The sequence below is a fragment of the Enterococcus sp. DIV0170 genome, from assembly GCF_051710765.1.
GTDB lineage: Bacteria > Bacillota > Bacilli > Lactobacillales > Enterococcaceae > Enterococcus_A > Enterococcus_A raffinosus.
The window spans coordinates 926,493-950,496 of record NZ_JBIOLG010000001.1; the positions used below are offsets into that span (position 1 = coordinate 926,493).

Sequence of the window (24,004 nt, forward strand, 5' to 3'; positions counted from 1 at the left end):
CTACATCAAATAACTCAAAATATGTTAAACTGGTGGTACAAAAATACTTGGAGGGACACCATGTCAGAAGAAAGTAATGAAAAGTTTAAAATTTTTAGCCTAAATGGAAATAAACCATTGGCTGAAAAAATCGCCGATGTCTGTGGCGTGCCATTAGGGAAAAGTACTGTCAAGCAGTTTAGTGATGGAGAAATCGCTATTAATTTGGAAGAGACAGTTCGCGGATTCGATGTTTATTTGATCCAATCAACCAATGAGCCGGTGAATGATTATTATTTAGAATTATTGATCATGATCGATGCGTTAAAACGAGCAAGTGCGAAAACAATCAATGTTGTCTTGCCTTACTATGGGTATGCCAGACAGGATCGTACAGCAAAGCCGCATGAGCCGATCACAGCAAAATTGATTGCGAATTTACTTTCAGACGCAGGGGCAACAAGAGTCTTGACTCTTGATTTACACACTGTGCAGGTCCAAGGATTCTTTGATATTCCAGTTGATAATTTGTTTACGATGCCATTGTTCGCGCATTATTATCGTCGCCGTGGAATGGTTGGGGATGATTATGTTGTTGTTTCTCCAAAAAATAGTGGTGTTCAGCGTGCCCGCAGTCTAGCGGAGTATTTGGATACTGCCATCGCGATCGTGGATGTTGCAGAAGAGGGAAATCCTGAATCTGGTTACGTTATCGGTGATGTCGAAGGTCGCTGCTGTATCATGGTGGATGATATCCTGAATACAGGGGAGGTTTTCTCCAATGCGTCAAAAACATTGAAGAAAGCTGGCGCTAAAGAAGTGGTTGCCTGCGCCTCTCATGGACTACTATCACCTCCAGCAAAAGAGAATTTAGATGCCGCGGACATCAAGGACATCTGTATTACAGATTCTGTCTTGACTGATCCAGAACGCCATCCAGAAAAATTATCCATTATTAGTTGTTCTGTGCTGATGGGAGAAGCAGTCAAACGTATCCATCAAAATGAATCAGTCAGCCCATTGTTTACGATGGAACAAAAAGATTTCGAATAAAAAAGGGCATTAAGCCCTTTTTTTGTCGAAGCACTGACTATGAAGAGAGGTTTAAAAGTTTGTGGAAAATATATATTTAGATCATGCGGCGACAAGCCCTATGCATCCAGAAGTCATCGCGACGATGACAGAAATCATGGCGGATACTTTTGGTAATCCATCAAGTGTTCATTCTTTTGGCCGACAGGCTGCCGGAAAATTGGAAATGGCGCGAGAGGTGATCGGCAAGAGTCTCGGTGTGAAATATCATGAGATCATCTTTAACAGCGGCGGAACAGAAGGAGATAACACGGCTATTTTAGAGACTGCTTTTGGCCGACAAGCAGAAGGACGGCATTTGATCACTACTCAGATTGAACATCCTGCGGTAATTAATACGATGAAGTATTTAGAGACGCAAGGGTTTGACGTGACCTATTTGCCAGTAGATCGCAAAGGCAACATCTCCTTAGCCGATTTTGACGCCAGTTTGCGGCCAGATACGATCTTAGTTTCCATCATGTATGGCAATAATGAGATCGGGAATTTGATGCCTATCAAAGAAATCGGAGAACGGTTGAAGGAGCATCCGGCGTATTTCCATACGGATGCGGTTCAAGCTTATGGCAATCAATTCATTCGTCCTCATGAATTAGGGATTGATTTTTTGAGTATCTCCGCCCATAAGATCAATGGGCCAAAGGGAGTTGGCTTCTTGTACAAAAGCGATGATGCCAAGTTACCTCCATTGCTTCGAGGCGGCGAACAAGAGGAGAAACGTCGTGCGGGAACGGAAAACTTGGCCGGGATTTGCGGTATGGCTAAGGCGGTTGAATTACTGACTGAAGAAGAACGAGAAAAACGGCGTGCGCTGTATGATCAATTCACTCATAAAATTTTAACTACCTTGGATCAAGCAGGAGTCGACTATCAGGTGAATGGCGATTTGAACAATAAGCTGCCTCATGTACTGAATCTTCGTTTCAAGGGAATTATCAATGATTTGTTGTTGATGAAGCTGGATTTACGAGGCATTGCCGTCTCAACTGGTTCTGCTTGTACAGCAGGAACGATCGATCCTTCCCATGTATTAGAAGCCATGTACGGAAAGAACGCTCAGGAAGTAAAGGAATCACTACGTGTAAGTTTTGGCTACGGAAATACCATGGAGCAAGTGGACTATTTTGCTGAACAGCTCGTTGCTAGTTTACAAGAACTAACAAAGTAGATTGAAATGGCTCATGCTTATCTTTATAATTAAGAGTGAAAGAAAAAAACGATGAGGTGAGTAAATGGCATTTACAGAAAAAGCGACGATTAAGGGATCAAAATATCAATACGCGTTAGCACCAACGGCTAAACGCTATACACTGCGAGACAATGGCTTTACAGAAACAAGTTCTGGTAACTTCCAATTGGTTCGTCCTTTACAGGCAACACCACAAAGCAAAGAAGGCTTCAAACTAAAAATTACGGTATCAAAAGATATCCATACGATGAAAATGTCGGTAACAACGGCAAATGGCTTAAAAGCAGTAGATATCTTTAAAGATTCGAAGCAAGAAATGGTTCAAGAAAAATTTTACTTTCTGATGGACGGTATGATCGATCGTGGGCTCTTTGTAAAAGAAGAAGTTTAATTGTGAGATTTAATGAATGAGGTCTGTTTTTTATTAGCAAAACAAAAAAGGACTGAAGCGAATGAGTAGGAAAGTGATTTGGATATGGTCATTTAATAACCGTCAGCAAACTGTTGGCTCGCCCAATGGAATGATTGCGTTGATGCATCCCTTTAAATTTCAAAGAGGGATAAGACAAATACTAGCGCCCGATTGGACGGTTGAATTTATCAGTGATGATTTTTCAGAGGAGCTCCCACAGGCAGATGTCATCGTTATCCCTAGATCAAATAGAGCACTTTACGCAGAACGAGCAAAAGATGCGAAGGTTGTATGGGTGTCGGGAAACGAGGTTTTGGAGAACGATTTTGAAGGAATCAAGAAAAAGATCGTCGAAGCTTAAACAGCAAGGGGAGTCATCAGTTGCTATTCCTGTACAAGTAGCGTTTTTAATGAAGTAAGAAGAATCATGTGAATATTGAAAAGAGGCTCTTCGTCAATGAGTGTTGGTGAAGAAATTCAATAGAATAATCAAGTCATTCACACGGCTAGGCAGCTCTTTTGTCTAGCCGTGTTGTCGTTCTGGTCTTGTTCATTTGGGTAGTTTTCTTGAAATACTTTCCGCGATACAAAAAGATTCGTTCTCGGTAGTTTTGGAAGTTTCTAAAGCCATAGGCCATTCGTTTTAGTACTTTGATATGGTTGTTTAAACATTCCAGTGGCCCGTTGGAATAGGGAACCCGCAACGCGCGTTTAATTTCTGTTTGGTACTTTTTGAAGGTCGTAATCACTGGTTGGTAGTGTTCTGGTAACTCTTTGTAATTTTCCTTTAAAAGCTTCGTGAAATCAGGAACATCTCGTCTTCTGATAGCGGACAGAAAGTGCTGATAGACTTCGTAGCCTTGCTTTAAGGAGTCATCGTAAGACAACAGGCGATCAACGATTTCTGCTTCCGTTAGATGTGCCCGAAAAGAAGGTCGCCAGTAGCGGTGTCTCCCCTTCAATTCCCACGCATTCTTCTGAAGCAGTTTCCAGTATTTCTTTAAATGTTTTGATCGACTGTCGCCTTTTCTAAAGGACTTCATTATCTGAATTCGGTGATTGGTAAATGCTCGGCCAATGTGTTGACTGATATGAAAGCGATCGGCGACGATTCGGGCATTCGGAAAACAATCTTTCACCAATGTACGATAGGGTGTATAGAAATCTGAAACTACTAGACGTACTTGTTCCCGTACCTTTCTGGGATAACGCAAGAAATAGTCGCGTAAAGGATCGAGTTGACGATTTTCCACAATGTCGATCAGTTGATGGGTTTTGCCATCCATCATGACAAAGCTCATAGCACCCGAGACATTTTTCACTGATTTGAATTCATCAAAACACAACACTTCTGGCAGTGGCTGGTTCAAAGAAATGGTTTTAGGCCGAAGGCTGCGAAGGATCCGAATAACCGTTGTTGGAGAAACGTGTTTCATGCGTGCGATCAAGGACATAGAAAGAGGCTCACTTAATAGTTCGAGAACGGCTTGTTTGACTCTGCGGGCAATGGAGCAGTGACGATCACTAACCGAATCTTCGGCTAAAAAAGTTTTTCCACAGTGTTTACACTTAAAGCGTTGCTTGTTTATCCGCAGAATCGTCTTGTAGTTACTGACGTCATTTAATAAGATAGAGACTTTCTTCCAGCCCCATTTAATGATTGTTTGATCATTTTCATAGCGGCAATGAAAGCATTCCTCTGGTCGATAGGTTAATGTGCCATCAAAAACAAAACAGGTCTCGTCATTGATTCGCTCTTTGCGAAAGGCATTCTCATGAAAGGTAAGATTTAGGTCTAGAATATCTAGTAACTCTTTGGTAAACTCTGAATAGGACATCTTGAAACACTCCTTTGAATGGTTTTCGTCGACTTTATTCTAAAGGATTTCAAGGTGTCTGTTTGCGTTTATTAGAAAAAAAGAAAAAGTGTTGGCAACAGAAGGTGTCACCAACACTAGATATTATAGAGCCTGAAAAGAGAAGGCTTCTTAGGGTGTCCAAAAGTTGTGATGAACAAACTTTTGGACACTTTTTTTGAGTTGCATTCTCTGAAAACAGTTGTTATTTTTAGTTTAGAAATAATCGTTCTTTTTCGATTACTCCATTAAATTCACGGATATCAGATTATAATACGCTTTCTATTTTTCTATATTCACCTTTTTTTCTAAATATTTTTGGTACTTAAAAGCTTAAATCTTTAAAGATTATGGTACACTGATACTAAGAAATTTGTTGGAAACGAAGGTGAGAAGTTGGTTCACAAGATACATACAATCGAGCATCACAAAATTATTTCTGATTTCCGTCTCTTGTCAGGGCTGACCGTCTCCATTGAAGACTGTGCCCATCTGACGAAAGAGTTCCAAAAATATGGTGTAGAGGATTATTATATTAGTGATTACGAGGGAAACAGTTATTTGACCCGTTACGTTGATTACTTTATAGACGGGATTCCTTGTTGGAAATATAAGAAGAACTACTTGGTTCCGTTGATATTTCGTGATATGCCCGACACGCAAAAAATGTTCCGCGATAGCTATCGTTGGGAAGCTTTTTTTATTCTCTTAGATTGGTACTTGGAATACAATCCTGAAAAAGTGATTGTTGCCTGCAGTAAGAAAAGAAAAAAATTTGAAGTGATCGATACGGCCTTTTTAATCTTCCGTTTATGGGAAATTTGTGACGGCGCGGCATTTCCAATCGCCAACATCACAAATCTATCCGAATTCGAAAAGTGGAATCAAATCTTCCATTTGATTGATACAGGAAAATCCTTTAAGCGCACAAAGGAATTCGATGCAACGAAAGTAGAAGATTTAACGCAACTAGAAGCAGTCATTTCGATTATTAAATTAAAATATCAAACGCTTTTACAAAAGCAAGGCTACCAGTTTTAAAGTGGTAGCCTTTTTTCACGAGAATCTCTGACTAGGCAATGATGACAAGTGGGCTTTTTTTTAGAAGAGATGGTAAAATAAAGATAAGAATCAGAATTCGTTTGTAGGTGATGAGAATGAAATATTTTATATCAGATACACACTATTTTCACGAGAATCTTTTAGGTGACAACGATTTTGCGCCACGTTTATTTGATTCGGTGGAAGAGATGAATCAGCAAATGATCGATGCGTGGAATGCTGTCGTAAATGAAAAGGATACGGTTTATCATTTGGGAGATGTAGCGATGCATCCGCAATATGAAAGAGGCTTTAGAGATATTTTAAACCAATTGGTTCAATTAAAAGGCAAGATTGTTTTTATCAAGGGAAACCATGATTCTCGCACCTTTTTCCGATATTTAGCTTCCCATGATCCGAAGCTTCCCAATGGAGAAGACAAGTTTGAATTTCATGATGTAGGTGCGATCGTTAAATTTAATCATCATCAGTACTATTTGACTCATTACCCAATGCTTTTAGGGAAGACATTGAATATTCGAAACCTGCACGGGCACATCCATAACTACAGTATGCCGATTGCAGAAGATATCAATGTGGGTGTCGATGCGCCGGAACGTGGATTTCTCAAGACCTCTTTACCTTTTGGTACACCGATTTCTGAAAATTTGATTGATGAGATTGCTGATTACAAAGAAGCGGAAATTAAGAAGTTGAAGTAGAAAGGGACAGTTTGTTCCTTTCTTTTTTCTGCGCTCATTGATCTTATGGCAAAATCCAATTTGCCGTTCTCATAGGCATGCCTCTGTGGTACAGTGGAAGTAAGCGATAACAGAGATGTTTATAAGGAGGCGAAAAAGTGAAAATAAAAGAAGTAGTCAAAACAATTCTTTTATATGTTGTGATGATTGGAGCGGTGCTTGCCTTGCGTCACTATGTATTTACACCTGTTGAGGCGATTGGAGATTCCATGAAGCCAACATTGAATGATGGTGAGCGGATGTTTGGTTTAAAGCATGCCAAGATCGAACGTTTTGATGTCGTGACCTTTCCAGCACCAGATGATCTGGGAAGAGAATATGTTAAACGGGTGATCGGTCTGCCAGGAGATACGGTTGCTTACAAAAATGATCAGCTCTACATCAATGGAAAGAAATACGATGAGCCCTATTTGGATGAGTACAAAGGGAACTTAACTGATGGGCAGCCGCTGACCTATGATTTTGACTTGCAGAGCTTATTTGGCAACTAGAAGGTTCCTGATGGGCAGCTCTTTGTTTTAGGAGATAATCGTCGGATCTCCAAGGATGGACGAATCATTGGGATGATTAATCAAAAGGACATTCTAACCAATGTTAAATTTGTCTTTTGGCCCATCAATCGAATGGGTACTGTAGAATAAATGAACGCCCTCTCAAAAATTGAAGAGGGCGTTTTCTGTTACTTACGTGTTTGAATGCTTTGGTAAGCCTGCTTTGTTACAGCGGAATCAGTATTAGTATAATAGTAATCTCTTTTTTTCGTTGTGATTTTTAAGATGGGTTTCGATTGATGATCCACAAAAAGCGTTGCGGATTTTCCGCCGACTTTAAAGCTGCCGATGGCGTAGTTCTCCGTTGCAAGCCCATTGATTTTCATTCCTGTGGGAGGGAGCTGCTCAATTAGGGACACTTTTTCTATATCCTGGAACGAAATTTTTTGTTCACGATAGTACGGACCGTCTAGTAGGACGCTTTCTTGTTTTACTTCATAGGTTAACGGATCAGGATGATAGTCTAGCACATATAAAGGAACTACTACGATCAGCATAGCAGCAATCAATATAATCGGAATCAATCCGATAAAAATTTTCCCCCCTACACGTGCCAAGTTGATCGTAATATTCAACCCGATGCGATCAGGAATCATTAGCCGTCTGTCATCTGGGTTGTAATAAATGCCATAGCGCCAGTAATAATCATCGCCAGTATAGCGAAAACTGGGTGTTTGTGTCAGTAATTGATCCTGCTTGTTTCGTAACCGAAACAGCCACCAGAAGGTAAGACCGCAGAAAAGAAAAATCAGTAAAAATTCGCTGATCATTAAAACCTCAAAGAAGCGATCACTGAGATTCACCGTCAATAATGGAAGATAGATGACCAGATTTACAAAGAAGCTTGTCGCCGCCATAAAGGCTGACCAATAGAATTTTGTCAGGTCATTGTATTGACGATTAATCGTTTGATCATCTGTTAATGCGCGTACCGGTAATCGACCAATAGCCCACCAACCGATAGCAAATAAAGCCACGGTAAGGCCACAGGTGATGAATAGGACCCAAGTCAAGCTTTCCATTCCTTGATTATGAAGGACAAACGTCAAGAGAAGCAAGAGTCCCAATGAGACCGCAAACCACCAAGGAGAGACAAGTTTGCGATTTTTTTCGATGACTAGTGCTGTGTTTATTTGAATCGGTTGTTCGGTCAGTTGCCAGTTGTTCTCTATAATTAATTGATGCCCCTTGCGGATGTAGCGAATTTGCAACAGATAGCCTGCGCCAATCGTTATATATATAAGAACGAAGAATAGCATCATGAAGATCGAATCCTTCATAGGAATAAGTAAACTCAAATCTAGTATAGTCAGGATAGAAGCCAGTTGAAATTGGCGCTTCCGATATTTTTTTCTAAAAGAAAGAACTTTTGGATCGTCGATTTTATCTGCGGGAAATGTATTTTCCACGATGACATAGTTATGCGGTTTAGCCGCTATTGAATTGGTAAAAGCCATGATAAAGTTGCAAAAAATTAATATACCCAAAATAAGAGGAGAGAACATCAGGCATCGTCCTTTCTGAAGCTTGTCAAAATTCTGTGAACTTTTTCCTGAACCGCTTTTTCGTTAGGCTCAGACAAGTAAAGTTCTGCCAATAGTAAAGTCAAATTTTCTTCGCTTGTTGCCTTAGAAGTGACAGGCAGCGGAGCGACTAAGGTTCCTTTTCGTCGATCAGTGATCAGATAGCCTTCTTCTCGCAGTTGTTGATAACCCTTAGAGACAGTCATCGTATTCACACCAAGCTCATCCGCAAATTGCCGGACGGTCGGCAACTGCTCATTCGGCTTTAATTCGCCGCGAGCAATACCGATAATGATCTGTTTTCGTAATTGTAAGTAAATGGGCTCTTCAGAATGGGAATCAATTTCTAAAATCATTTTCTCGTCCTCCTTTGTATTATTTATATTAATACAAACGATACAAAAGATCAATAAAAATCGATTCTCAAAGAATTATCTATCGAAAATTTAAGATTTATGTTGTATAATTCGTCATACTGAAAAGTTGCGACCTTCAAATCGTAGAGTTTTCGGAATCTATATTGAAATGATGGTGATACTGTGTCTAACAGCAACACACGAGTCGTCGTAGGAATGAGCGGCGGCGTCGATTCATCAGTAACTGCTTTGTTGTTAAAGGAACAAGGCTATGATGTAGTCGGCATTTTTATGAAAAATTGGGACGACACTGATGAAAACGGTGTTTGTACCGCGACAGAAGATTATAAGGACGTGGCGAAAGTCGCTGCCCAAATCGGAATTCCTTATTATTCTGTCAACTTCGAAAAGGAATATTGGGATCGTGTCTTTGAATATTTCTTGGCGGAATACCGTGCAGGCCGCACACCTAATCCTGATGTGATGTGTAACAAGGAAATCAAATTCAAGGCTTTCTTAGATTACGCGATGGAATTAGGTGCGGATTATGTAGCAACAGGACATTATGCCCAAGTTGAAAAAGACGAAAATGGGGTTGTCCATATGCTGCGTGGTGTGGATAATAATAAAGACCAAACCTATTTCTTGAGTCAATTGTCACAAGAACAGTTAGCGAAGACGATGTTTCCACTTGGCGGCATGCAAAAACCAGAAGTTCGCGCAATCGCAGAACGAGCTGGTTTAGCCACTGCTAAGAAAAAAGATTCAACGGGCGTCTGCTTCATCGGTGAAAAGAATTTCAAGCAATTCTTAAGCAATTATCTACCTGCTAAAAAAGGGAAGATGGTCACTTTAGATGGTGAAGAAAAAGGAACACATGATGGTTTGATGTACTATACAATTGGTCAGCGCCAAGGTCTTGGTATCGGCGGCGGTGGAAAAACCAACGATCCATGGTTTGTCGTAGGAAAGGATCTATCTACGAACACCTTATATGTCGGTCAAGGTTTCCATCATGAAGCACTGTATGCTACTAGTTTAGATGCTAGTGAAATTCACTTCACCACTAACGAAGACCGACCAAAAGAATTCAAATGTACAGCGAAGTTCCGTTATCGTCAGCAAGATGTACCGGTAACAGTTCGTTTATTGGAAGACGACCGAGCAGAAGTGATCTTTGATGATCCTGTTCGTGCGATTACACCAGGACAGGCTGTTGTTTTCTACGACGGTATGGAATGCTTAGGCGGCGGTCTGATTGATCACGCGTATCAAGAAACAAAAGAGTTACAATATATTTAATAGATAAGATCAAAAAAAGTCATCGTCGATTTTCGACGATGACTTTTTTTATGCAAGACTTTGAGCAAAATGTGCCATTGCAACTTTTACTTCGTTTAGTTTCTCTGGTTTGATCAGAGGAAAAAGCTTTTCTTGGAGCTTTTTGAATTCTTCAAGACTTAGTGCCTCTGTTTCTTGATCTGCGAAACTCTTTACTAAGATTTCCTTTGCCTCGTCTTCTTTTCCTTCAATCGTACTGTTTAGGAAAAAGTCTAAAAACTTTAATTGGCCTTCAAGCATGTTGTTCACTTCTTTCATTAGAATCACTTATTAGTATAAAAAACTAACGAAAAAGTTGCCATTAATATGTCTTGGACATTAGTGCGTATGCTGTGTTTGATGATATTTTTCAGCGATTTCCTTCGTGTTGCGATGAACCAATAGGTAATTGGTCAAAACAAGAGCGGAGGTTGAAATGAAGACTCCGCGGTATCCAAAGATTGATGAAACGCTTGAACCAATCATCGGGCCAACCACATTTCCGGCCGCTTGAAAGGACTGATTATAGCTGAAAATTCTCCCGGCTGCTTCTTGGGGTGAGTACTTCGTAATTAGCGCTTGAACTGCAGGTAAGAGACACGCATCGGAGATCCCGACCAAGAAACGTAAAAAAGCCAGTTGCCAAACATTCGTAACGATGGACATCGGTAAAAAGACCAACATCGCAAAAATCAAGCCAATTCCTAAAACTTTTTCGCTGCCAATCTTATCGCCGAGGCGGCCGAAACGAGGAGCTGCGATCAAGGTGGCGATTCCAGGGATTGAAGCGATGATTCCGCTGACTAAAGTAACGTTGCCATGATTATGCATCAATTGCCGAATATACAGACTGATAATCGGACTGATGGAGTTATTCGACGCTTGGATAATCAAGGTGGTGACAAACATGCCAATGACGACATGTGGATACTTCAAGCTGTGAAAAATTTCCTTCGCAGGCATCATATCTTTCTTCTCGATCGGAGTAAATTCTTCGTGAACGAATAGAACACTGAGCAAAAAGACAAGAAATAGAATACTGCCGGTAATGAAAAACGTTAAACGATAACCAAAAACTGAGGCTGTGACGCCACCAACTAGTGGGCCAAGTAGGTTTCCAGTTACTGCACCGGTCGCTAACGTACCAAGTACCTGACCACTCTTTTCGCGAGGGGTTCCCGTAGCAACTAAGGCTGTTGCGTTACTGATATAGCCGGAAAAGACGCCTTGAAGTAGACGCAAGCCGATCAGCTGATAGACATTACTGACAGTTCCCATTAAACTAATGACGATTGCCATACCAAGGGATGCACGCAACAGCATCAGCTTTCGCCCTTTTTGATCGGCTAAGCGTCCCCATAAAGGAGAAACTATCGCAGTGATCAAAAAGGTGGATGAAAAAGTAATTCCGCTCCAGAAATTCAACTGTTGGTTACTATAATGGCCTAATGAATCTATGTATAAGGACATAAAAGGCATGACCAGACTAAAACCAATGCCGGCCATAAAAGTACCGAACCATAAAACGATCAGATTCTTTTGCCAAGTGGGACGAGGTTGGAATAATTTACTTTTGATTTTACTCAAATTGAGAAGGCCTTCTTTCAAAACTATGAAATTTTCAAAAAACATTTTCATTATAACTCTCTTAAGGACCATATAAAATCCTGTCGCTTTGTGTTAGGATAGAATTAAGAAAAAAGCAATATTTTTCTGCAAAATTCTTGCGGTTATCTATTTTTTTCTTGAACTTGTTTCAACCGGAAACATTTTTCTTGAATTTTTATTTCATGATACTTATGATTGAGGTGGAAAGAAGGGTAGCGGGATGTATCAAGTAATAACCATGTACGGCGATAACGAACCTTGGTGGTTCTTTGAAGAATGGCAAGAAGATATTCAAGAAACCGCGGCTTTTGAAGATTTTGACGCGGCAGTAGCCTATTATGAACATCGTTGGAGTGAACTCCAAAAGACCAATACATATAGTAATGCAAAGCACAATTTTTTGAGCGCATTTTGGAAAGAGCAGGACGAACGCTGGTGTGAAGAGTGTGATGACTATTTACAACAGTATTGGGGGCTTGCACTATTAAAAGATGAACAGCCATTAACGGTTGATAGCAGAAAGGAACTTTATGAAACAGCTAATTATAGCGGAAAAGCCAAGTGTTGCAAGAGACTTGAGCAAGGTGCTTAACGCCAATCAAAAAAATAAAAACTATTTTGAAGGACCCAATGTTGTCGTGACTTGGGCCCTTGGTCATTTATTGGGCCTAAAAATGCCAGAGGATTTGAATAAAGAATGGCAAAGCTGGCAGATGGAAACTTTACCGATGATTCCTAAATACATTGGGATCAAACCTTTACCTAAAACGCGTGGACAACTAAAATCCATTCAGCAGCTGGCAAAACGTAAAGATATTTCAGAAGCGGTGATCGCAACAGATGCGGGGCGTGAAGGAGAACTTGTTGCACGTTGGATTTTAGAATATGTACGGTTCGAAAAACCAGTGAAGCGCCTGTGGATTTCGTCACAGACGAATAAAGCGATCAAGGATGGCTTTAAAAATCTGAAGCCCGCAAAAGAGTATGATAATTTGTATCACTCTGCATTGGCGCGAGCAAAAGCAGACTGGCTAGTTGGGTTAAATGTTACCCGCGCATTGACTGTTAAATATGAAGACAGCCTATCCGCTGGTCGAGTACAAACACCGACGCTTGCGATGGTTCGTCAGCAGGAAAAGAGAATCGAGAAATTCCGTCCACAAAATTATTTTGTGATTTCTTTAGAGGTCGAAGGACAAAAAGCTAAGCTTAATCAAAAGAATCCATATGGAATCATAGAACGCGAAACAGCCGAAAAATTAGTCAAAGAGCTGTCTAAGCAAAAAGGAACCGTGACAGATATTACGGAAAAAGAAAAGACAGAGCCAGCACCGCTGCCTTATGATTTAACGGAAATCCAACGGGAAGCGAATGCTCGTTATCAATTTTCAGCCAAGAAGACATTGTCCTTGGTTCAAAGCTTGTACGAAACTCATAAAATCGTGACGTATCCGCGAACAGACAGCAAATACCTAACCAATGATATGAAGGCTACGATGAAAGAACGTTTGCAAGCAATCATTGACTTTGCACCTGAAGTAAAAACGTATATCAAAAATGGGGCACAAGTAAAACAGAAGCGTGTATTCCAAGACAGTAAAGTAACGGATCATCATGCGTTGATCCCGACAGAGCAACGTCCGCGTTTCGAAAAGCTTTCAACGGATGAACAGCGTATCTATAATATGATCGTAACCCGTTTCTTGGGCTTATTCGCTGATGCACATAAAGAGAGCCAACAAAAAGTAACGGTAACCTTCCAAAAGGAAACCTTTACCTTCCGTCAAAATAAAGTTCTAGTAGCTGGATGGAAACCAGCAGAAGAAGCAAAAAAATCCATTCAATGGTCTGAAGGAATGAAGATCGTACCGAACTTTACGATCGAAAAAGCATTGACCACACCGCCTAAACCATTGAATGAGGGCACACTGCTGGCTCAAATGGAAAAGCATAGCTTAGGGACACCAGCGACTCGCGCGGAGATCATCGAAAAGTTGATTAAATCTGAGTTGATGGAACGAACGACTAGTGGTTTGATGGTTTCACCAAAAGGCAAGCAATTACTAGAGCTTGTTAACCCTTCATTAGTGACGCCAGAGCTGACTGAAAAATGGGAGAAGCAGTTAGAGGCAATCGCCAACGGCAAGTATAGCAGTAAGCAATTCTTGCAGGAGATTGAATCAGATACAAAGAAACTTGTCAGTGAAGTAAAACAGAGCGACAAAAAGTATCAAGATTTCTCGATTACTGCCAAAAAATGTCCAGAGTGTGGTTCGCCACTGCGAGAAAAGAATACTCGTGACGGAAAAATCTATATTTGTACGAACCCAGAGTGTAGTTACCGCCGCCGGAAAGATCCAAAAGTCTCGAACCATCGCTGCCCTCAATGTCACCGCAAAATGGAAATCATTGATGGAAAAAATGGCTCGTATTTCCGTTGCAAATATGACGGGACGACAGAAAAAATGTTAGATAAGAAAGAACGCTCGAAAAAAATGACAAAGCATGAAGAGCGCCGCTTACTGAAAAAAGTGAACGAACAGGAAGAACCACAGGAAAGTCCATTAGCTGCGGCACTGAAAGCAGCGATGGAAAATAAAGATTAGGCAAAAATAACTCAAACATTTTTATCGGCTCTCCTTCTATAAGTCACGATTATAAAAAGTGACTTATAGAAGGAGAGTTTTGTATACATTTAATTATTTTCAATGTAAAATAGATCAGCGGTATTTTGAATGAGTAGAGACTAGAAATTCAAAAAGAAAAGGGTTACAATATAAATGGTTTATACCATTTTCGGGAGGGATTTTTTTGAAATCTAGAAAAGATGAAGTATTAGACGCATTAAGAGCAAATCCTAACGAACAGACTGCACAAGAACTAGCGGAGCAGCTAGGTGTTGACCGTACTAATGTCAGTCGTTACTTAAATGAACTGACGAAAGATGGAAAAGTAAAAAAAATTGACGGTCGCCCAGTAAAATTTCAGCTAACGACAGTTTCGACTGAAGGACATATTAACTTTGACAATTTGATTGGTCGTGAGGATTCGTTAAAAAGTCAAATTCAAAAATCTAAAGCGGCTATTTTATATCCTCCACGCGGATTACATACGATTATTTTTGGCGAGACGGGAACTGGAAAGACGATGTTTGCAGAATGTATGTATCGTTTTGCTGTCTCCGCTAAAGTGTTAGACGAAAGTGCACCATTTGTTACTTTCAATTGTGCAGATTACGCACAAAATCCTCAGCTCCTATATGGACACATATTTGGTGTGAAGCGGGGAGCATTTACAGGTGCAGAAGAAACACGGATTGGGTTGATGGAACAGGCGGATGGAGGAATTTTGTTCTTAGATGAGATTCATCGTCTGCCGCCAGAAGGACAAGAAATGCTTTTCACCTTCATTGATAAAGGGACTTTTCGATCTTTAGGAGATGGACAAGAAAAACAAGCATCTGTTCAGATTATAGGGGCAACGACTGAGACCAGCTCTATGTTCCTATCAACATTTAATCGTCGAATTCCAATGCAGATAGAGTTGCCTTCTCTGGCGGAACGTTCTTTAGATGAACGCTTAGCTATCATCAAAGAATTTCTACAGCAAGAGGCGAATCGGTTGATGCAGGAAATTGCGATTGATAAGCGAAGTCTATTAGCATTTCTTCTATATAATGCAGAAGGAAATATTGGTCAGTTAAAACGTGATTTAAAATTAGTCTGTGCCAAGGCCTTCCTTCATCATCAAACCAATAGCGATTCAGAAAAATTGATGATTGTGGAAGAGGACCTGCCTCTAGTTGTACAAAAAGGGTTACTACGAATGAACGAGGTTCAGGATAAGCTGACGCCATTCATGGATAAGAGAAATCTTTACTTAACCTTAAAGCCAGGTACGGAGGAAGTTGTTTGGGGACAAGACCCTAACAAAGATATGGAGGTTTACCATTCGATCACGTACAAGTTGGAAAAGCTCGGACGGGAAAACCTATCAGAAATCGATCTAGAAGAATTGATTTCCGATGATGTGGATCAATACTTTGAGACTTATGTTGAAGAACTTTCTCACAGCAATGCCTATCGTGAAATTATTTCTGATGACCTCTGGAAGCTGGTCAATGAGCTTTACGATTTTGCTTCGATTCAAATGAATCGGGAATATGATGAGAAGGTTCGGTTTGCCTTTGCGCTGCATATCAATTCAACGATTGAACGAATTCGTGGGAATCAATTTATTTCACATCCTAATTTGAATGATATTCGTCGGAACTATTCAAAAGAATTTCAAGTGGCGATTGAATTATCTAATCGCATTGAAGAAGCCTACAATATCATGATTCCATTAGACGAGATCGGCTTTATTACTATGTTTCTTACTATGGATAATCAAGAGGAAAAGCAAATCGATGAACGGCAAGTCGCAGTTCTTGTTGTGATGCATGGCAAGTCGACGGCTTCGAGTATGCTGGAGACGGTGCAAGAACTTCTGGGAACAACGAATGGCATCGCCTTTAATATGCCGCTGACGTTAAATACTGAAAAAATGTATGCTCAAATTAAAAATTACATCCAGAAGAAACGGGAAGAATTCTCAGAAGGAATCATTCTTTTGACAGATATGGGCTCCCCAAATAATTTCGGCAATCTAATCTTTCATGAAATGGGGATTCGGACACGAGTGATTTCAATGGCAAGTACCATGTTAGTATTGGAAAGCTTACGCTTAGCAACGTTAGGGCGTTCGTTAGAAGAAATCTATACGAGTGTTATCTCCATGTTCCAAACGATGGTACGTCTAGAAGAACCAACTCAGAAGGATGAAAAGAAAGTTATTATCGTAGCCTGCTTTACCGGAGAAGGTGTTTCGAAACGATTAAATGAAGTCGTCTCACAAATCGTTAACTTGGAAGAATTTGAGATTATTCAAATGCAGTCTTTGGAGCGAGAAAGCTTTAAGCATCGTATCGACCAGCTGATTACACATAAAGACATTGTAGCGATTGTAGGCACTATGGAAATTCATTATCAAAAAATTCCTTTTATCCCAGCCATGAACTTATTCAAGCGGGATAAAATTCTAGAATTTCAAGATTTATTAGGCAGCACGATCACGCTCCCAGAAATGGTGGATTCATTAACTAAAAACTTTTCACCTGAGATAGATGTAAAGACGTTGTTCCTGTTAATCGACGATGTTTTACAATTAATTCGTAAAGATCAGGAGCTTATTATCGAGAATACAGCGATGCAGGCACTAAGTGTACACATCGCGTTCTTAGTAGACAAAATAAAAAAAGGGGAAGAACGTCCTGCTTTTGAGGATGTCAAATGTTTCCACCAGCAGTATCGTAGCCGCTTTAATCAAACTGCGGCCAATCTATCCCTGATTGAAAAACAATTTGAGGTTCGCTTTACCGAAGACGACATTGCTTACATTGTAAAGACTCTTGAAGATAATCGAATCGAACTAGGATTGCACAGTGTGTAATCCTAGTTTTTTTGTGTGTAAAATGAAAACCTTATCACGGCGCCTTCTGTGCGGTAAAAAAGTTGGCACGCATCTTGCATTATATAAAGTGAACAATTAAAAACTAAGGAGTGTTTTACATGAAAAGAATTATGTTAGTTTGTGCGGCAGGAATGAGCACTAGTTTATTAGTAACTAAAATGGAAAAAGCAGCAGCTGATCAAGGATTAGAATCTGATATCTTCGCAGTTTCAGCTTCAGAAGCAGATGCAAAATTAGAAGACGCAAGCAAACCAGTCGATGTTTTGCTATTAGGCCCTCAAGTTCGTTTTATGAAAGGTCAATTTGAAACAAAATTAGCAGACAAAGGAATTCCAGTCGATGTTATCGATATGAAAGATTACGGCATGATGAACGGCGAAGCTGTTTTAAATACTGCGCTTAATCTTATGAAATAAGAAGTAGAAGGGGAGCTAAGCAAATGAGCGATACAATGAGTCAAGAACAATTAGAAGCAGTAATGGGTCTAATCATTAATGCTGGTAACGCAAAGAGTGATGCAATGGAAGCGATTCAAGCAGCTAAAGATGGCGACTTCGCTTTGGCTCAAGAAAAACTTGCAGCAGCAGATCAGGCGTTAGTTGAAGCACATCATTCTCAAACAGGGCTATTGACAGAAGAAGCTAGCGGTAATCCAATGACCGTGACATTGTTAGCGGTTCATAGTCAGGACCATCTGATGACGGGCATTACTTTCAATGATATGGCAAAAGAAGTAGTAGATATTTACAAACGTTTAGGGAACGAATAGAGGAAGTGATCCTGTGAAATTAGCTCGTGATCAGGAATCGTTGAAAGCGATCACAGGTTTAATTGAATACGCTTTTAGAAAGCAGCAGCCAATCATCAACGACCCACTCTTTTTATCACGGTATGAACATGCCGATGCTTATGGTGTTTACCAAGAGAGTGAGTTAACGAATTTAGTGATGGCGAATCATTTTGAGATTCAGCTTTTTCAACAGAGAGTCAAAATGGCCGGCGTTGGTTATGTGGCTAGTTATCCAGAGTATCGAGGCAAAGGCGGCATCAGCGGTATCATGTCCGAACTTTTGTCCGATCTTTACCAACAGGGTGTTGCAGTGTCACAATTGGCTCCTTTTTCCGAAGATTTTTATCGTCAATTCGGTTATGAGCCTACCAGCCGTAGAAAAACCTATCGCATTCCAGCACTGGCCTTTAATTATTTGACAAGTGAAAGAAGGGGGAATGTTAAACGTGGAACCTGGCAACAGATGAAGTCAGTGATCCAATCGATTTATCAGCGCTTATTAAACCAGCAGCAAGTCGGAACGGTTGTCCGTGAAGACTGGTGGTGGGAACGTCTAAATGACTACTATCCTCATCGCTTCTACGCTGTAGCTTATGATGACGCTGAAGAAGCGAAAGGGTACATTATTTATCGGATGCAAGGCAACACATTAGTAGTAGACGAGCTTGCTTATGAAACGGAACTAGCTCTGCGAAAATTGTTAACGTACTTAAAATCCCATGTCTCATCATTTGAAGAATTTCTTTATCACGCACCAGTTCATGAGATTATTGAAAAATGTTTTCGTGAACAAGAATATTTTACGATTACTTTAGAACCTTACATGATGAGTCGAATTATTGACATCAAGCAATTATTACCGAAAATTCCGATTTGCCAAAAAGAAATTATTATTGAAGTAACTGAAGATAAAGAGTGTCCTTGGAATGTTGGTAGCTGGCTAGTCAGTCAGGGGAATTGTAAAAAAGTACAACAAGCAGGTACCATCAAAGCTTCGATTCATGGGTGGAGTGAATTATTATTGGGAGAATTGACTTTAGCTGAGGGAATTTTTCTCGGCAAGGTCACCGCTTCAAAAGCGTTTGAAGGGGAAATTTTTCCAAAAGGTCGACAAAGTTTTTACGATTACTTTTAAAATAGGGGGAACACAAAAATGGATGGATTTATTAATTTTATGGAGAAACACTTTATCCCGCATGCGTCAAAAATCGGGAACCAGCGTCATTTAATCGCAATCCGTGATGCATTTACAGTAACAATGCCGTTAATGATTTTAGGTGCGCTAGCAGTAATGCTTAATAACTTGCCAATTGATGCTTTCCAGAACTTTATGAATGGTATTTTTGGCGGTGAAGCTTGGAAAGGCTTCGGCGGTGCAGTTTGGAACGGAACGTTTGGTGTTCTTTCAGTCTTCATTGCATTCTTAGTCGCTTATAATTTAGCGCATCACTATGGTAAAGATCCAATCGGTACAGGGGTTGTATCTGTCGCTTCTTTCTTCACTTTAGGTGCAGCGACTAGCGGAATGAACTCTTCCGGTTTATTCGTAGCGTTGATCGTAGGTATTGTTGTTGCAGAAGTCTTCACTCGTTTAGTTGGTAACGAAAAATTAGTTATCAAAATGCCAGACGGCGTTCCGCCAGCAGTTGCCCGCTCATTTGCTTCTTTATTCCCAGCAATGATTACTGTATCAATCTTCGGTTTGATCGCTGCAGTTATTGCCGGATTTGGTGTTGAAGATATGTTTGCTGAATTCTATGCATTGGTTCAAGAACCTTTCATGGGCTTGGCTAACTCTTATGGTTCTGCATTATTAATTGCTTTCATTACACCATTCCTATGGTTCTTTGGATTACACGGTGCCAACATGATCGATCCGTTCATGCAAGCAATCAACGCGCCTGCAATCGAAGCAAACAATGCAGCACTTTCAGCTGGTAAAGCAGCTCCTTATATCGTAAACAAACCATTTATCGATTCATTCGTTAATATGGGTGGTACTGGTGTAACAATCGGTTTGATTATCGCAATTTATCTAGTTGGACGTAAGAACAAACCATTTATGGTAGTAAACAACTTGGCCGCAGCTCCTGGTATTTTCAATATCAATGAACCATTGATGTTCGGACTACCATTAGTATTGAATCCGATCATGTTCATTCCATTCATTTTGACACCAATGGTCTGTGTAACAACAGCTTATTTTGCAACGAGTCTTGGATGGGTACCGGCAGCAACAGTTATGCCACCATGGGTAACACCGCCAATCATTGGTGGATTCTTAGCAACACAAAGCTTCTCAGGTGCCATTTTAGCAGCAGTAAACTTGGTTATCTCAATCGTTATGTACGTACCATTTGTTTCATTGGCAACAAGACAAGAGCTTAAAAAAGTAGCTGAAGCATAAGGTTTATCTGGGGGTTATGGATCGCTTGATCCCTAACCCCTTTTATATTAAAAATTTAAAGATCTAATATGAGGAGATTTACAATGAAAACTTTTCCAAAGAATTTTTGGTGGGGCGCGGCAACTTCTGGCCCACAAAGCGAAGGACGTTTTAATAAAAAGCATGCCAATGTCTTCGATTACCATTTTGAAATCGAGCCGGAGAAATTCCATAATCAGGTAGGACCGGATGTTGCATCAAATTTTTACAACAGTTACAAAGAAGACATTCAAATGATGCGTTCAATCGGTATGAATAGTTTACGGACAAGTATCCAGTGGAGTCGCTTGATCGATGATTTGGAAACAAATACGGTCAATCAGGATGCTGTAGATTTCTATAATAATGTGATTGATACAATGTTGGCAGAAGGCATGACTCCTGTAATGAATCTGCATCATTTTGATTTACCAGTGGAATTATATGATAAATATGGCGGCTGGGAATCGAAAAAGGTTGTAGAATTGTATGTTGGATTTGCTGAAAAATGCTTTGAATTATTTGGCGATCGTGTAAAATTCTGGGCAACTCATAATGAGCCAATGGTAGTTGTAGAAGGGGAATACCTATTCCAATTCCATTACCCAAATATTGTTGATGGAAAAAAAGCAGTACAAGTAGCTTATAACTTGAACTTAGCTTCGGCTAAAGCGATTCAAGCTTTCCGTAAGTTAGCCATCAAAGATGCAAAAATTGGTACTATTTTGAATCTGACACCGACTTATGCTGCTTCTGATTCACCAGAAGACCAAGAAGCCGCACGGATCGCGGAACTTTGGAATAACAAAATGTTCTTAGAGCCTGCCGTTTATGGTCATTTTCCTGCCGAGCTGGAAGAGTTATTGACGAAGGACAAGGTTTTGTGGGAAACAACAGAGGAAGAAAAAGAAATCTTAAAGAACAACACGGTTGATTTCTTGGGAGTAAACTTCTATCATCCGAATCGTGTGAAGGCACCCGATGTAGCTCCAAATTCTGTCGGCGAATGGATGCCAGATCGATATTATGACGCTTACGATATGCCAGGTCGTCGTGTGAATTTAGATCGTGGCTGGGAAATTTATCCGAAAGCTTTATATGATATTGCAGTGAATATCAAAGAAAACTACAAAAATATCCCTTGGTATGTCTCTGAAAATGGTATGGGCGTCTCAAATGAAGAACGCTTCAAGAATGAAGGCGGAATGATCGAAGACGACTATCGGATTGATTTTGTTCAGGAGCACTTGGAATGGTTGCATAAGGGAATCGAAGAAGGTTCAAACTGCTTTGGTTACCATATGTGGACACCAATTGATTGCTGGTCTTGGTTAAACTCGTATAAGAATCGTTATGGATTTATTTCAAATAATATCCATACTCAAATCAAAACGGTGAAGAAGTCAGGCTACTGGTTTAAGCAAGTGACTGAACGAAATGGCTTAGCAGAGTAACTCAAAGAGGAGGAAAATTAGTGAAACGTGAATTAGGTATTTCGGTTTATCCCGATCATAGTGATCCGCAGGCGGATCGTGACTATATCAAAAAAGCTGCAGCACTAGGATATACTAGAATCTTTATGAGTATGCTGGAGGTAAATGAAGGCAAAGAAAAAGTCAGCGAAAAGTTTGGCAGTATCATCCATTACGCGAAGGAATTGGGCTTTGAAACAGTCTTAGATATTGCGCCTTCTATTTTTGATGATTTAGGGATTTCTTATGATGATTTAAGCTTCTTTGCAGAGCTTGGTGCCGAAGGAATTCGTTTGGATGAGGGCTTTGATGGAAACAAAGAAGCGATGTTGAGCTATAATCCAGAAGGTCTGGCGATCGAGTTGAACATGAGTAACAATGTCGCTTATCTTGATAACATCCTATCTTATGAAGCAAATGAACCATTTATTTACGGCTGTCACAATTTTTACCCGCAAGAAGGTTCTGCGTTACCTTATGACTTCTTTATTAGTTGCAGTAAACGATTCAAAGGTCATGGGATTAAGACAGCGGCCTTTATTACCAGTCACGATGCAGAGTATGGCCCATGGGATGTCAATGATGGTCTACCAACGCTAGAAATGCATCGTCATTTGCCGATTGATTTGCAGGCACGCCATATGTTTGCGACGGGATTGATTGACACAGTCATTATCGGAAATGCTTATGCTTCTGATGAAGAATTAGAAAAAGTAGCGGCAGTTGATCGTTATAAGTTGAGCTTAGGAATCGAGTTCGTACCTGAGACAACTGAAATCGAACGTAAAATTGTTGCCGATCCGAAACATTTCCGCCGTGGAGATATCACTGCAACGACAGTTCGTTCAACAATGGTTCGAGTGAAATACGCCGATGTTGCAAATCCTGTTCACGACAATACGCAAGAATTTCAAGTTGGTGATGTTGTCGTAGGAAATGATGCGTTTGGAAAATACAAAAATGAGCTGCAGATCGTTTTGGAACCTCATAGTGATCCACGAAAAAATTTAGTTGGCAGAATCCCGCAAGAAGAGCTGATTATGCTGGATTTCTTGAAGCCTTGGGCAAAATTCCAGTTCGTTTCTAAAAACTAAGTTTGAAGGTTATGATAAAAAGATGAAGGTTCTTTATTGACAAACCCGATAAAGGCGTGTAAAGTATGACTCAACTTAATCAAACGACAATGAAAAGAAGAGTAGCAGTTCATTTGTTCTCAGAGAGTCTCTGGTTGGTGAGAAGAGACAGCAGTGATTTGTGAACCACATCTTTGAGTCGATCAGCTGAAATAAAGTAGGTTGATCCGGGTGAGCCCGTTAGCGCAGAGGTCAGATTGACCAGTTGAGATCGTTCGTTGTGAGACGACGATGAAAAAAGGTGGAACCACGTAATTACGTCCTTTAGTCCTAGCGACTAAAGGACTTTTTTTATTTTCACCTGCTGGAACGGCTGACCCGTAGAGGTGCTTTTCGTGAGAAAAGGACAAAGATGAGGTGGAACCACGTATACGACGTCCTCTGGTAGAGATACCAGAGGGCTTTTTTTGCGAGTTACGCTTTTCGCAGTTTATTTAGAAGGCGGATACTATTCGATGTATCTGAATAAATTATTGAATGGGCTGTTTAGCGGAATCGTATGCGTACGACGATAAAATCTTTTCTGTTTTTTTGGAAAAAGATTTCCTTAACTGGAGCTAGCTGGAATTATTAATAGGTTAGTAGAATGATATGCGTGGTGAGAATCAGACTAACTTTTTCGTTTTTTTGAAAAAGTTAATTCCTTAACACGAAATAGCAGTCAGTTACGCTTTTCGCAGTTTATTTAGAAGGCGGATACTATTCGATGTATCTGAATAAATTATTGAATGGGCTGTTTAGCGGAATCGTATGCGTACGACGATAAAATCTTTTTCTGTTTTTTGGAAAAAGATTTCCTTAACTGGGAGCTAGCTGGAATTATTAATGAGGTTAGTAGAATGATATGCGTGGTGAACAATTCCTTTAATTAAGGTTAGCTGCCACTCAAAAACAAAGAGCTATCCGCAACGAGCACTTTCCACCTAAATAAAAAAACGAAGCCACGATTAAGAAACTTCGAAGAGCCATACACTTTTCGAGAACA

At 40.2% G+C, this 24,004-nt stretch carries 21 protein-coding genes, 1 pseudogene and 1 other annotated feature; of the genes and pseudogenes, 17 read left to right on the top strand and 5 right to left on the bottom strand.

Annotated elements, in window-relative coordinates:
- Positions 1–60: 60 nt before the first annotated feature.
- From IGI50_RS04425 to IGI50_RS04440, 4 genes are all read left to right on the top strand, one after another.
- On the top strand, positions 61–1,032 hold the full coding sequence (locus tag IGI50_RS04425; protein WP_010746605.1) for a ribose-phosphate diphosphokinase: 972 nt from the start codon (positions 61–63) through the stop codon (positions 1,030–1,032).
- A gap of 61 nt (positions 1,033–1,093) precedes the next feature.
- The gene (locus IGI50_RS04430; RefSeq protein WP_438776284.1) at positions 1,094–2,239 is read left to right on the top strand and encodes a cysteine desulfurase family protein; all 1,146 of its coding nucleotides are present in this window, start codon (positions 1,094–1,096) and stop codon (positions 2,237–2,239) included.
- 64 nt (positions 2,240–2,303) lie between these two features.
- On the top strand, positions 2,304–2,651 hold the full coding sequence (locus tag IGI50_RS04435) for a DUF1831 domain-containing protein (RefSeq protein ID WP_010746603.1): 348 nt from the start codon (positions 2,304–2,306) through the stop codon (positions 2,649–2,651).
- 61 nt (positions 2,652–2,712) lie between these two features.
- A complete protein-coding gene (locus IGI50_RS04440) occupies positions 2,713–3,033 on the top strand; it encodes a hypothetical protein (protein ID WP_218256873.1) in 321 nt (106 codons plus the stop codon).
- Between the two features lie 145 nt (positions 3,034–3,178).
- On the opposite strand, the gene IGI50_RS04445 is transcribed toward IGI50_RS04440, so the two are convergent.
- On the bottom strand, positions 3,179–4,510 hold the full coding sequence (locus IGI50_RS04445; RefSeq protein WP_438776285.1) for an ISL3 family transposase: 1,332 nt from the start codon (positions 4,508–4,510) through the stop codon (positions 3,179–3,181).
- A 414-nt stretch (positions 4,511–4,924) separates the two neighbouring features.
- Between IGI50_RS04445 and IGI50_RS04450 the strand changes: the two genes are divergently transcribed.
- The 3 genes and pseudogenes from IGI50_RS04450 (at position 4,925) to lepB (ending at position 6,971) form a co-directional block, all read left to right on the top strand.
- Positions 4,925–5,569, top strand: coding sequence for a hypothetical protein (locus tag IGI50_RS04450; protein ID WP_010746600.1), 645 nt, complete (start codon positions 4,925–4,927; stop codon positions 5,567–5,569).
- 116 nt (positions 5,570–5,685) lie between these two features.
- A complete protein-coding gene (locus tag IGI50_RS04455) occupies positions 5,686–6,291 on the top strand; it encodes a metallophosphoesterase (protein WP_010746599.1) in 606 nt (201 codons plus the stop codon).
- 137 nt (positions 6,292–6,428) lie between these two features.
- Positions 6,429–6,971, top strand: a pseudogene (gene lepB / locus IGI50_RS04460) (signal peptidase I).
- A gap of 38 nt (positions 6,972–7,009) precedes the next feature.
- On the opposite strand, the gene IGI50_RS04465 reads toward lepB, so the two are convergent.
- Both IGI50_RS04465 and IGI50_RS04470 read right to left on the bottom strand, forming a co-directional pair.
- Positions 7,010–8,386, bottom strand: coding sequence for a PH domain-containing protein (locus IGI50_RS04465; protein WP_438776286.1), 1,377 nt, complete (start codon positions 8,384–8,386; stop codon positions 7,010–7,012).
- Positions 8,386–8,760: a GntR family transcriptional regulator gene (locus IGI50_RS04470; RefSeq protein WP_438776287.1), complete on the bottom strand. Its 375-nt coding sequence runs from the start codon at positions 8,758–8,760 to the stop codon at positions 8,386–8,388. Before IGI50_RS04470 ends, IGI50_RS04465 begins: the two co-directional genes overlap by 1 nt.
- A 183-nt stretch (positions 8,761–8,943) precedes the next feature.
- Between IGI50_RS04470 and mnmA the strand changes: the two genes are divergently transcribed.
- Entirely contained in the window at positions 8,944–10,062 is a 1,119-nt protein-coding gene (gene mnmA, locus IGI50_RS04475) for a tRNA 2-thiouridine(34) synthase MnmA (protein ID WP_218256877.1), read from the top strand.
- A 48-nt stretch (positions 10,063–10,110) separates the two neighbouring features.
- On the opposite strand, the gene IGI50_RS04480 is transcribed toward mnmA, so the two are convergent.
- Positions 10,111–10,341 (bottom strand): hypothetical protein, encoded by a 231-nt coding sequence (locus tag IGI50_RS04480; protein WP_218256878.1) that lies wholly within the window; start codon positions 10,339–10,341, stop codon positions 10,111–10,113.
- A gap of 78 nt (positions 10,342–10,419) precedes the next feature.
- Positions 10,420–11,712 carry a multidrug efflux MFS transporter gene (locus IGI50_RS04485; protein WP_218257328.1) on the bottom strand — a complete coding sequence of 431 codons (1,293 nt, stop codon included), beginning with the start codon at positions 11,710–11,712 and terminating at the stop codon, positions 10,420–10,422.
- A 196-nt stretch (positions 11,713–11,908) separates the two neighbouring features.
- On the opposite strand from IGI50_RS04485, the gene IGI50_RS04490 reads away from it, so the two are divergent.
- The 9 genes from IGI50_RS04490 to IGI50_RS04530 all read left to right on the top strand — a co-directional run bounded on the left by IGI50_RS04490 (position 11,909) and on the right by IGI50_RS04530 (position 22,980).
- Positions 11,909–12,280, top strand: a complete 372-nt coding sequence (locus IGI50_RS04490; RefSeq protein ID WP_010746591.1) for a DUF1033 family protein — start codon at positions 11,909–11,911, stop codon at positions 12,278–12,280.
- Positions 12,219–14,294: a DNA topoisomerase III gene (locus IGI50_RS04495; protein WP_438776288.1), complete on the top strand. Its 2,076-nt coding sequence runs from the start codon at positions 12,219–12,221 to the stop codon at positions 14,292–14,294. The genes IGI50_RS04490 and IGI50_RS04495 overlap by 62 nt, the downstream gene beginning before the upstream one ends.
- A 205-nt stretch (positions 14,295–14,499) precedes the next feature.
- Positions 14,500–17,178: a sigma 54-interacting transcriptional regulator gene (locus IGI50_RS04500; RefSeq protein ID WP_438776289.1), complete on the top strand. Its 2,679-nt coding sequence runs from the start codon at positions 14,500–14,502 to the stop codon at positions 17,176–17,178.
- Between the two features lie 119 nt (positions 17,179–17,297).
- On the top strand, positions 17,298–17,615 hold the full coding sequence (locus IGI50_RS04505; protein ID WP_010746588.1) for a PTS sugar transporter subunit IIB: 318 nt from the start codon (positions 17,298–17,300) through the stop codon (positions 17,613–17,615).
- Positions 17,616–17,638: 23 nt separating this feature from the next.
- Positions 17,639–17,968 (top strand): PTS lactose/cellobiose transporter subunit IIA, encoded by a 330-nt coding sequence (locus IGI50_RS04510; protein ID WP_218256881.1) that lies wholly within the window; start codon positions 17,639–17,641, stop codon positions 17,966–17,968.
- A gap of 13 nt (positions 17,969–17,981) precedes the next feature.
- Positions 17,982–19,124, top strand: coding sequence for a GNAT family N-acetyltransferase (locus IGI50_RS04515; protein WP_438776290.1), 1,143 nt, complete (start codon positions 17,982–17,984; stop codon positions 19,122–19,124).
- A gap of 18 nt (positions 19,125–19,142) precedes the next feature.
- Entirely contained in the window at positions 19,143–20,396 is a 1,254-nt protein-coding gene (locus IGI50_RS04520; RefSeq protein ID WP_218256883.1) for a PTS sugar transporter subunit IIC, read from the top strand.
- Between the two features lie 83 nt (positions 20,397–20,479).
- Positions 20,480–21,868, top strand: a complete 1,389-nt coding sequence (locus IGI50_RS04525) for a glycoside hydrolase family 1 protein (RefSeq protein WP_028021109.1) — start codon at positions 20,480–20,482, stop codon at positions 21,866–21,868.
- 20 nt (positions 21,869–21,888) lie between these two features.
- Positions 21,889–22,980 (top strand): DUF871 domain-containing protein, encoded by a 1,092-nt coding sequence (locus tag IGI50_RS04530; protein ID WP_438776291.1) that lies wholly within the window; start codon positions 21,889–21,891, stop codon positions 22,978–22,980.
- 80 nt (positions 22,981–23,060) lie between these two features.
- Positions 23,061–23,287 (top strand) — a binding site (T-box leader).
- The last annotated feature ends 717 nt before the right edge of the window (positions 23,288–24,004 follow it).

Coding starts and splice junctions, on each gene's coding strand:
- IGI50_RS04425 (WP_010746605.1), top strand. CDS start 61: ATGTCAGAAGAAAGTAATGAAAAGTTTAAAATTTTTAGCCTAAATGGA.
- IGI50_RS04435 (WP_010746603.1), top strand. CDS start 2,304: ATGGCATTTACAGAAAAAGCGACGATTAAGGGATCAAAATATCAATAC.
- IGI50_RS04440 (WP_218256873.1), top strand. CDS start 2,713: ATGAGTAGGAAAGTGATTTGGATATGGTCATTTAATAACCGTCAGCAA.
- IGI50_RS04445 (WP_438776285.1), bottom strand. CDS start 4,510: ATGTCCTATTCAGAGTTTACCAAAGAGTTACTAGATATTCTAGACCTA.
- IGI50_RS04455 (WP_010746599.1), top strand. CDS start 5,686: ATGAAATATTTTATATCAGATACACACTATTTTCACGAGAATCTTTTA.
- IGI50_RS04465 (WP_438776286.1), bottom strand. CDS start 8,386: ATGTTCTCTCCTCTTATTTTGGGTATATTAATTTTTTGCAACTTTATC.
- IGI50_RS04470 (WP_438776287.1), bottom strand. CDS start 8,760: ATGATTTTAGAAATTGATTCCCATTCTGAAGAGCCCATTTACTTACAA.
- IGI50_RS04480 (WP_218256878.1), bottom strand. CDS start 10,341: ATGCTTGAAGGCCAATTAAAGTTTTTAGACTTTTTCCTAAACAGTACG.
- IGI50_RS04485 (WP_218257328.1), bottom strand. CDS start 11,712: ATGTTTTTTGAAAATTTCATAGTTTTGAAAGAAGGCCTTCTCAATTTG.
- IGI50_RS04490 (WP_010746591.1), top strand. CDS start 11,909: ATGTATCAAGTAATAACCATGTACGGCGATAACGAACCTTGGTGGTTC.
- IGI50_RS04495 (WP_438776288.1), top strand. CDS start 12,219: ATGAAACAGCTAATTATAGCGGAAAAGCCAAGTGTTGCAAGAGACTTG.
- IGI50_RS04505 (WP_010746588.1), top strand. CDS start 17,298: ATGAAAAGAATTATGTTAGTTTGTGCGGCAGGAATGAGCACTAGTTTA.
- IGI50_RS04510 (WP_218256881.1), top strand. CDS start 17,639: ATGAGCGATACAATGAGTCAAGAACAATTAGAAGCAGTAATGGGTCTA.
- IGI50_RS04520 (WP_218256883.1), top strand. CDS start 19,143: ATGGATGGATTTATTAATTTTATGGAGAAACACTTTATCCCGCATGCG.
- IGI50_RS04525 (WP_028021109.1), top strand. CDS start 20,480: ATGAAAACTTTTCCAAAGAATTTTTGGTGGGGCGCGGCAACTTCTGGC.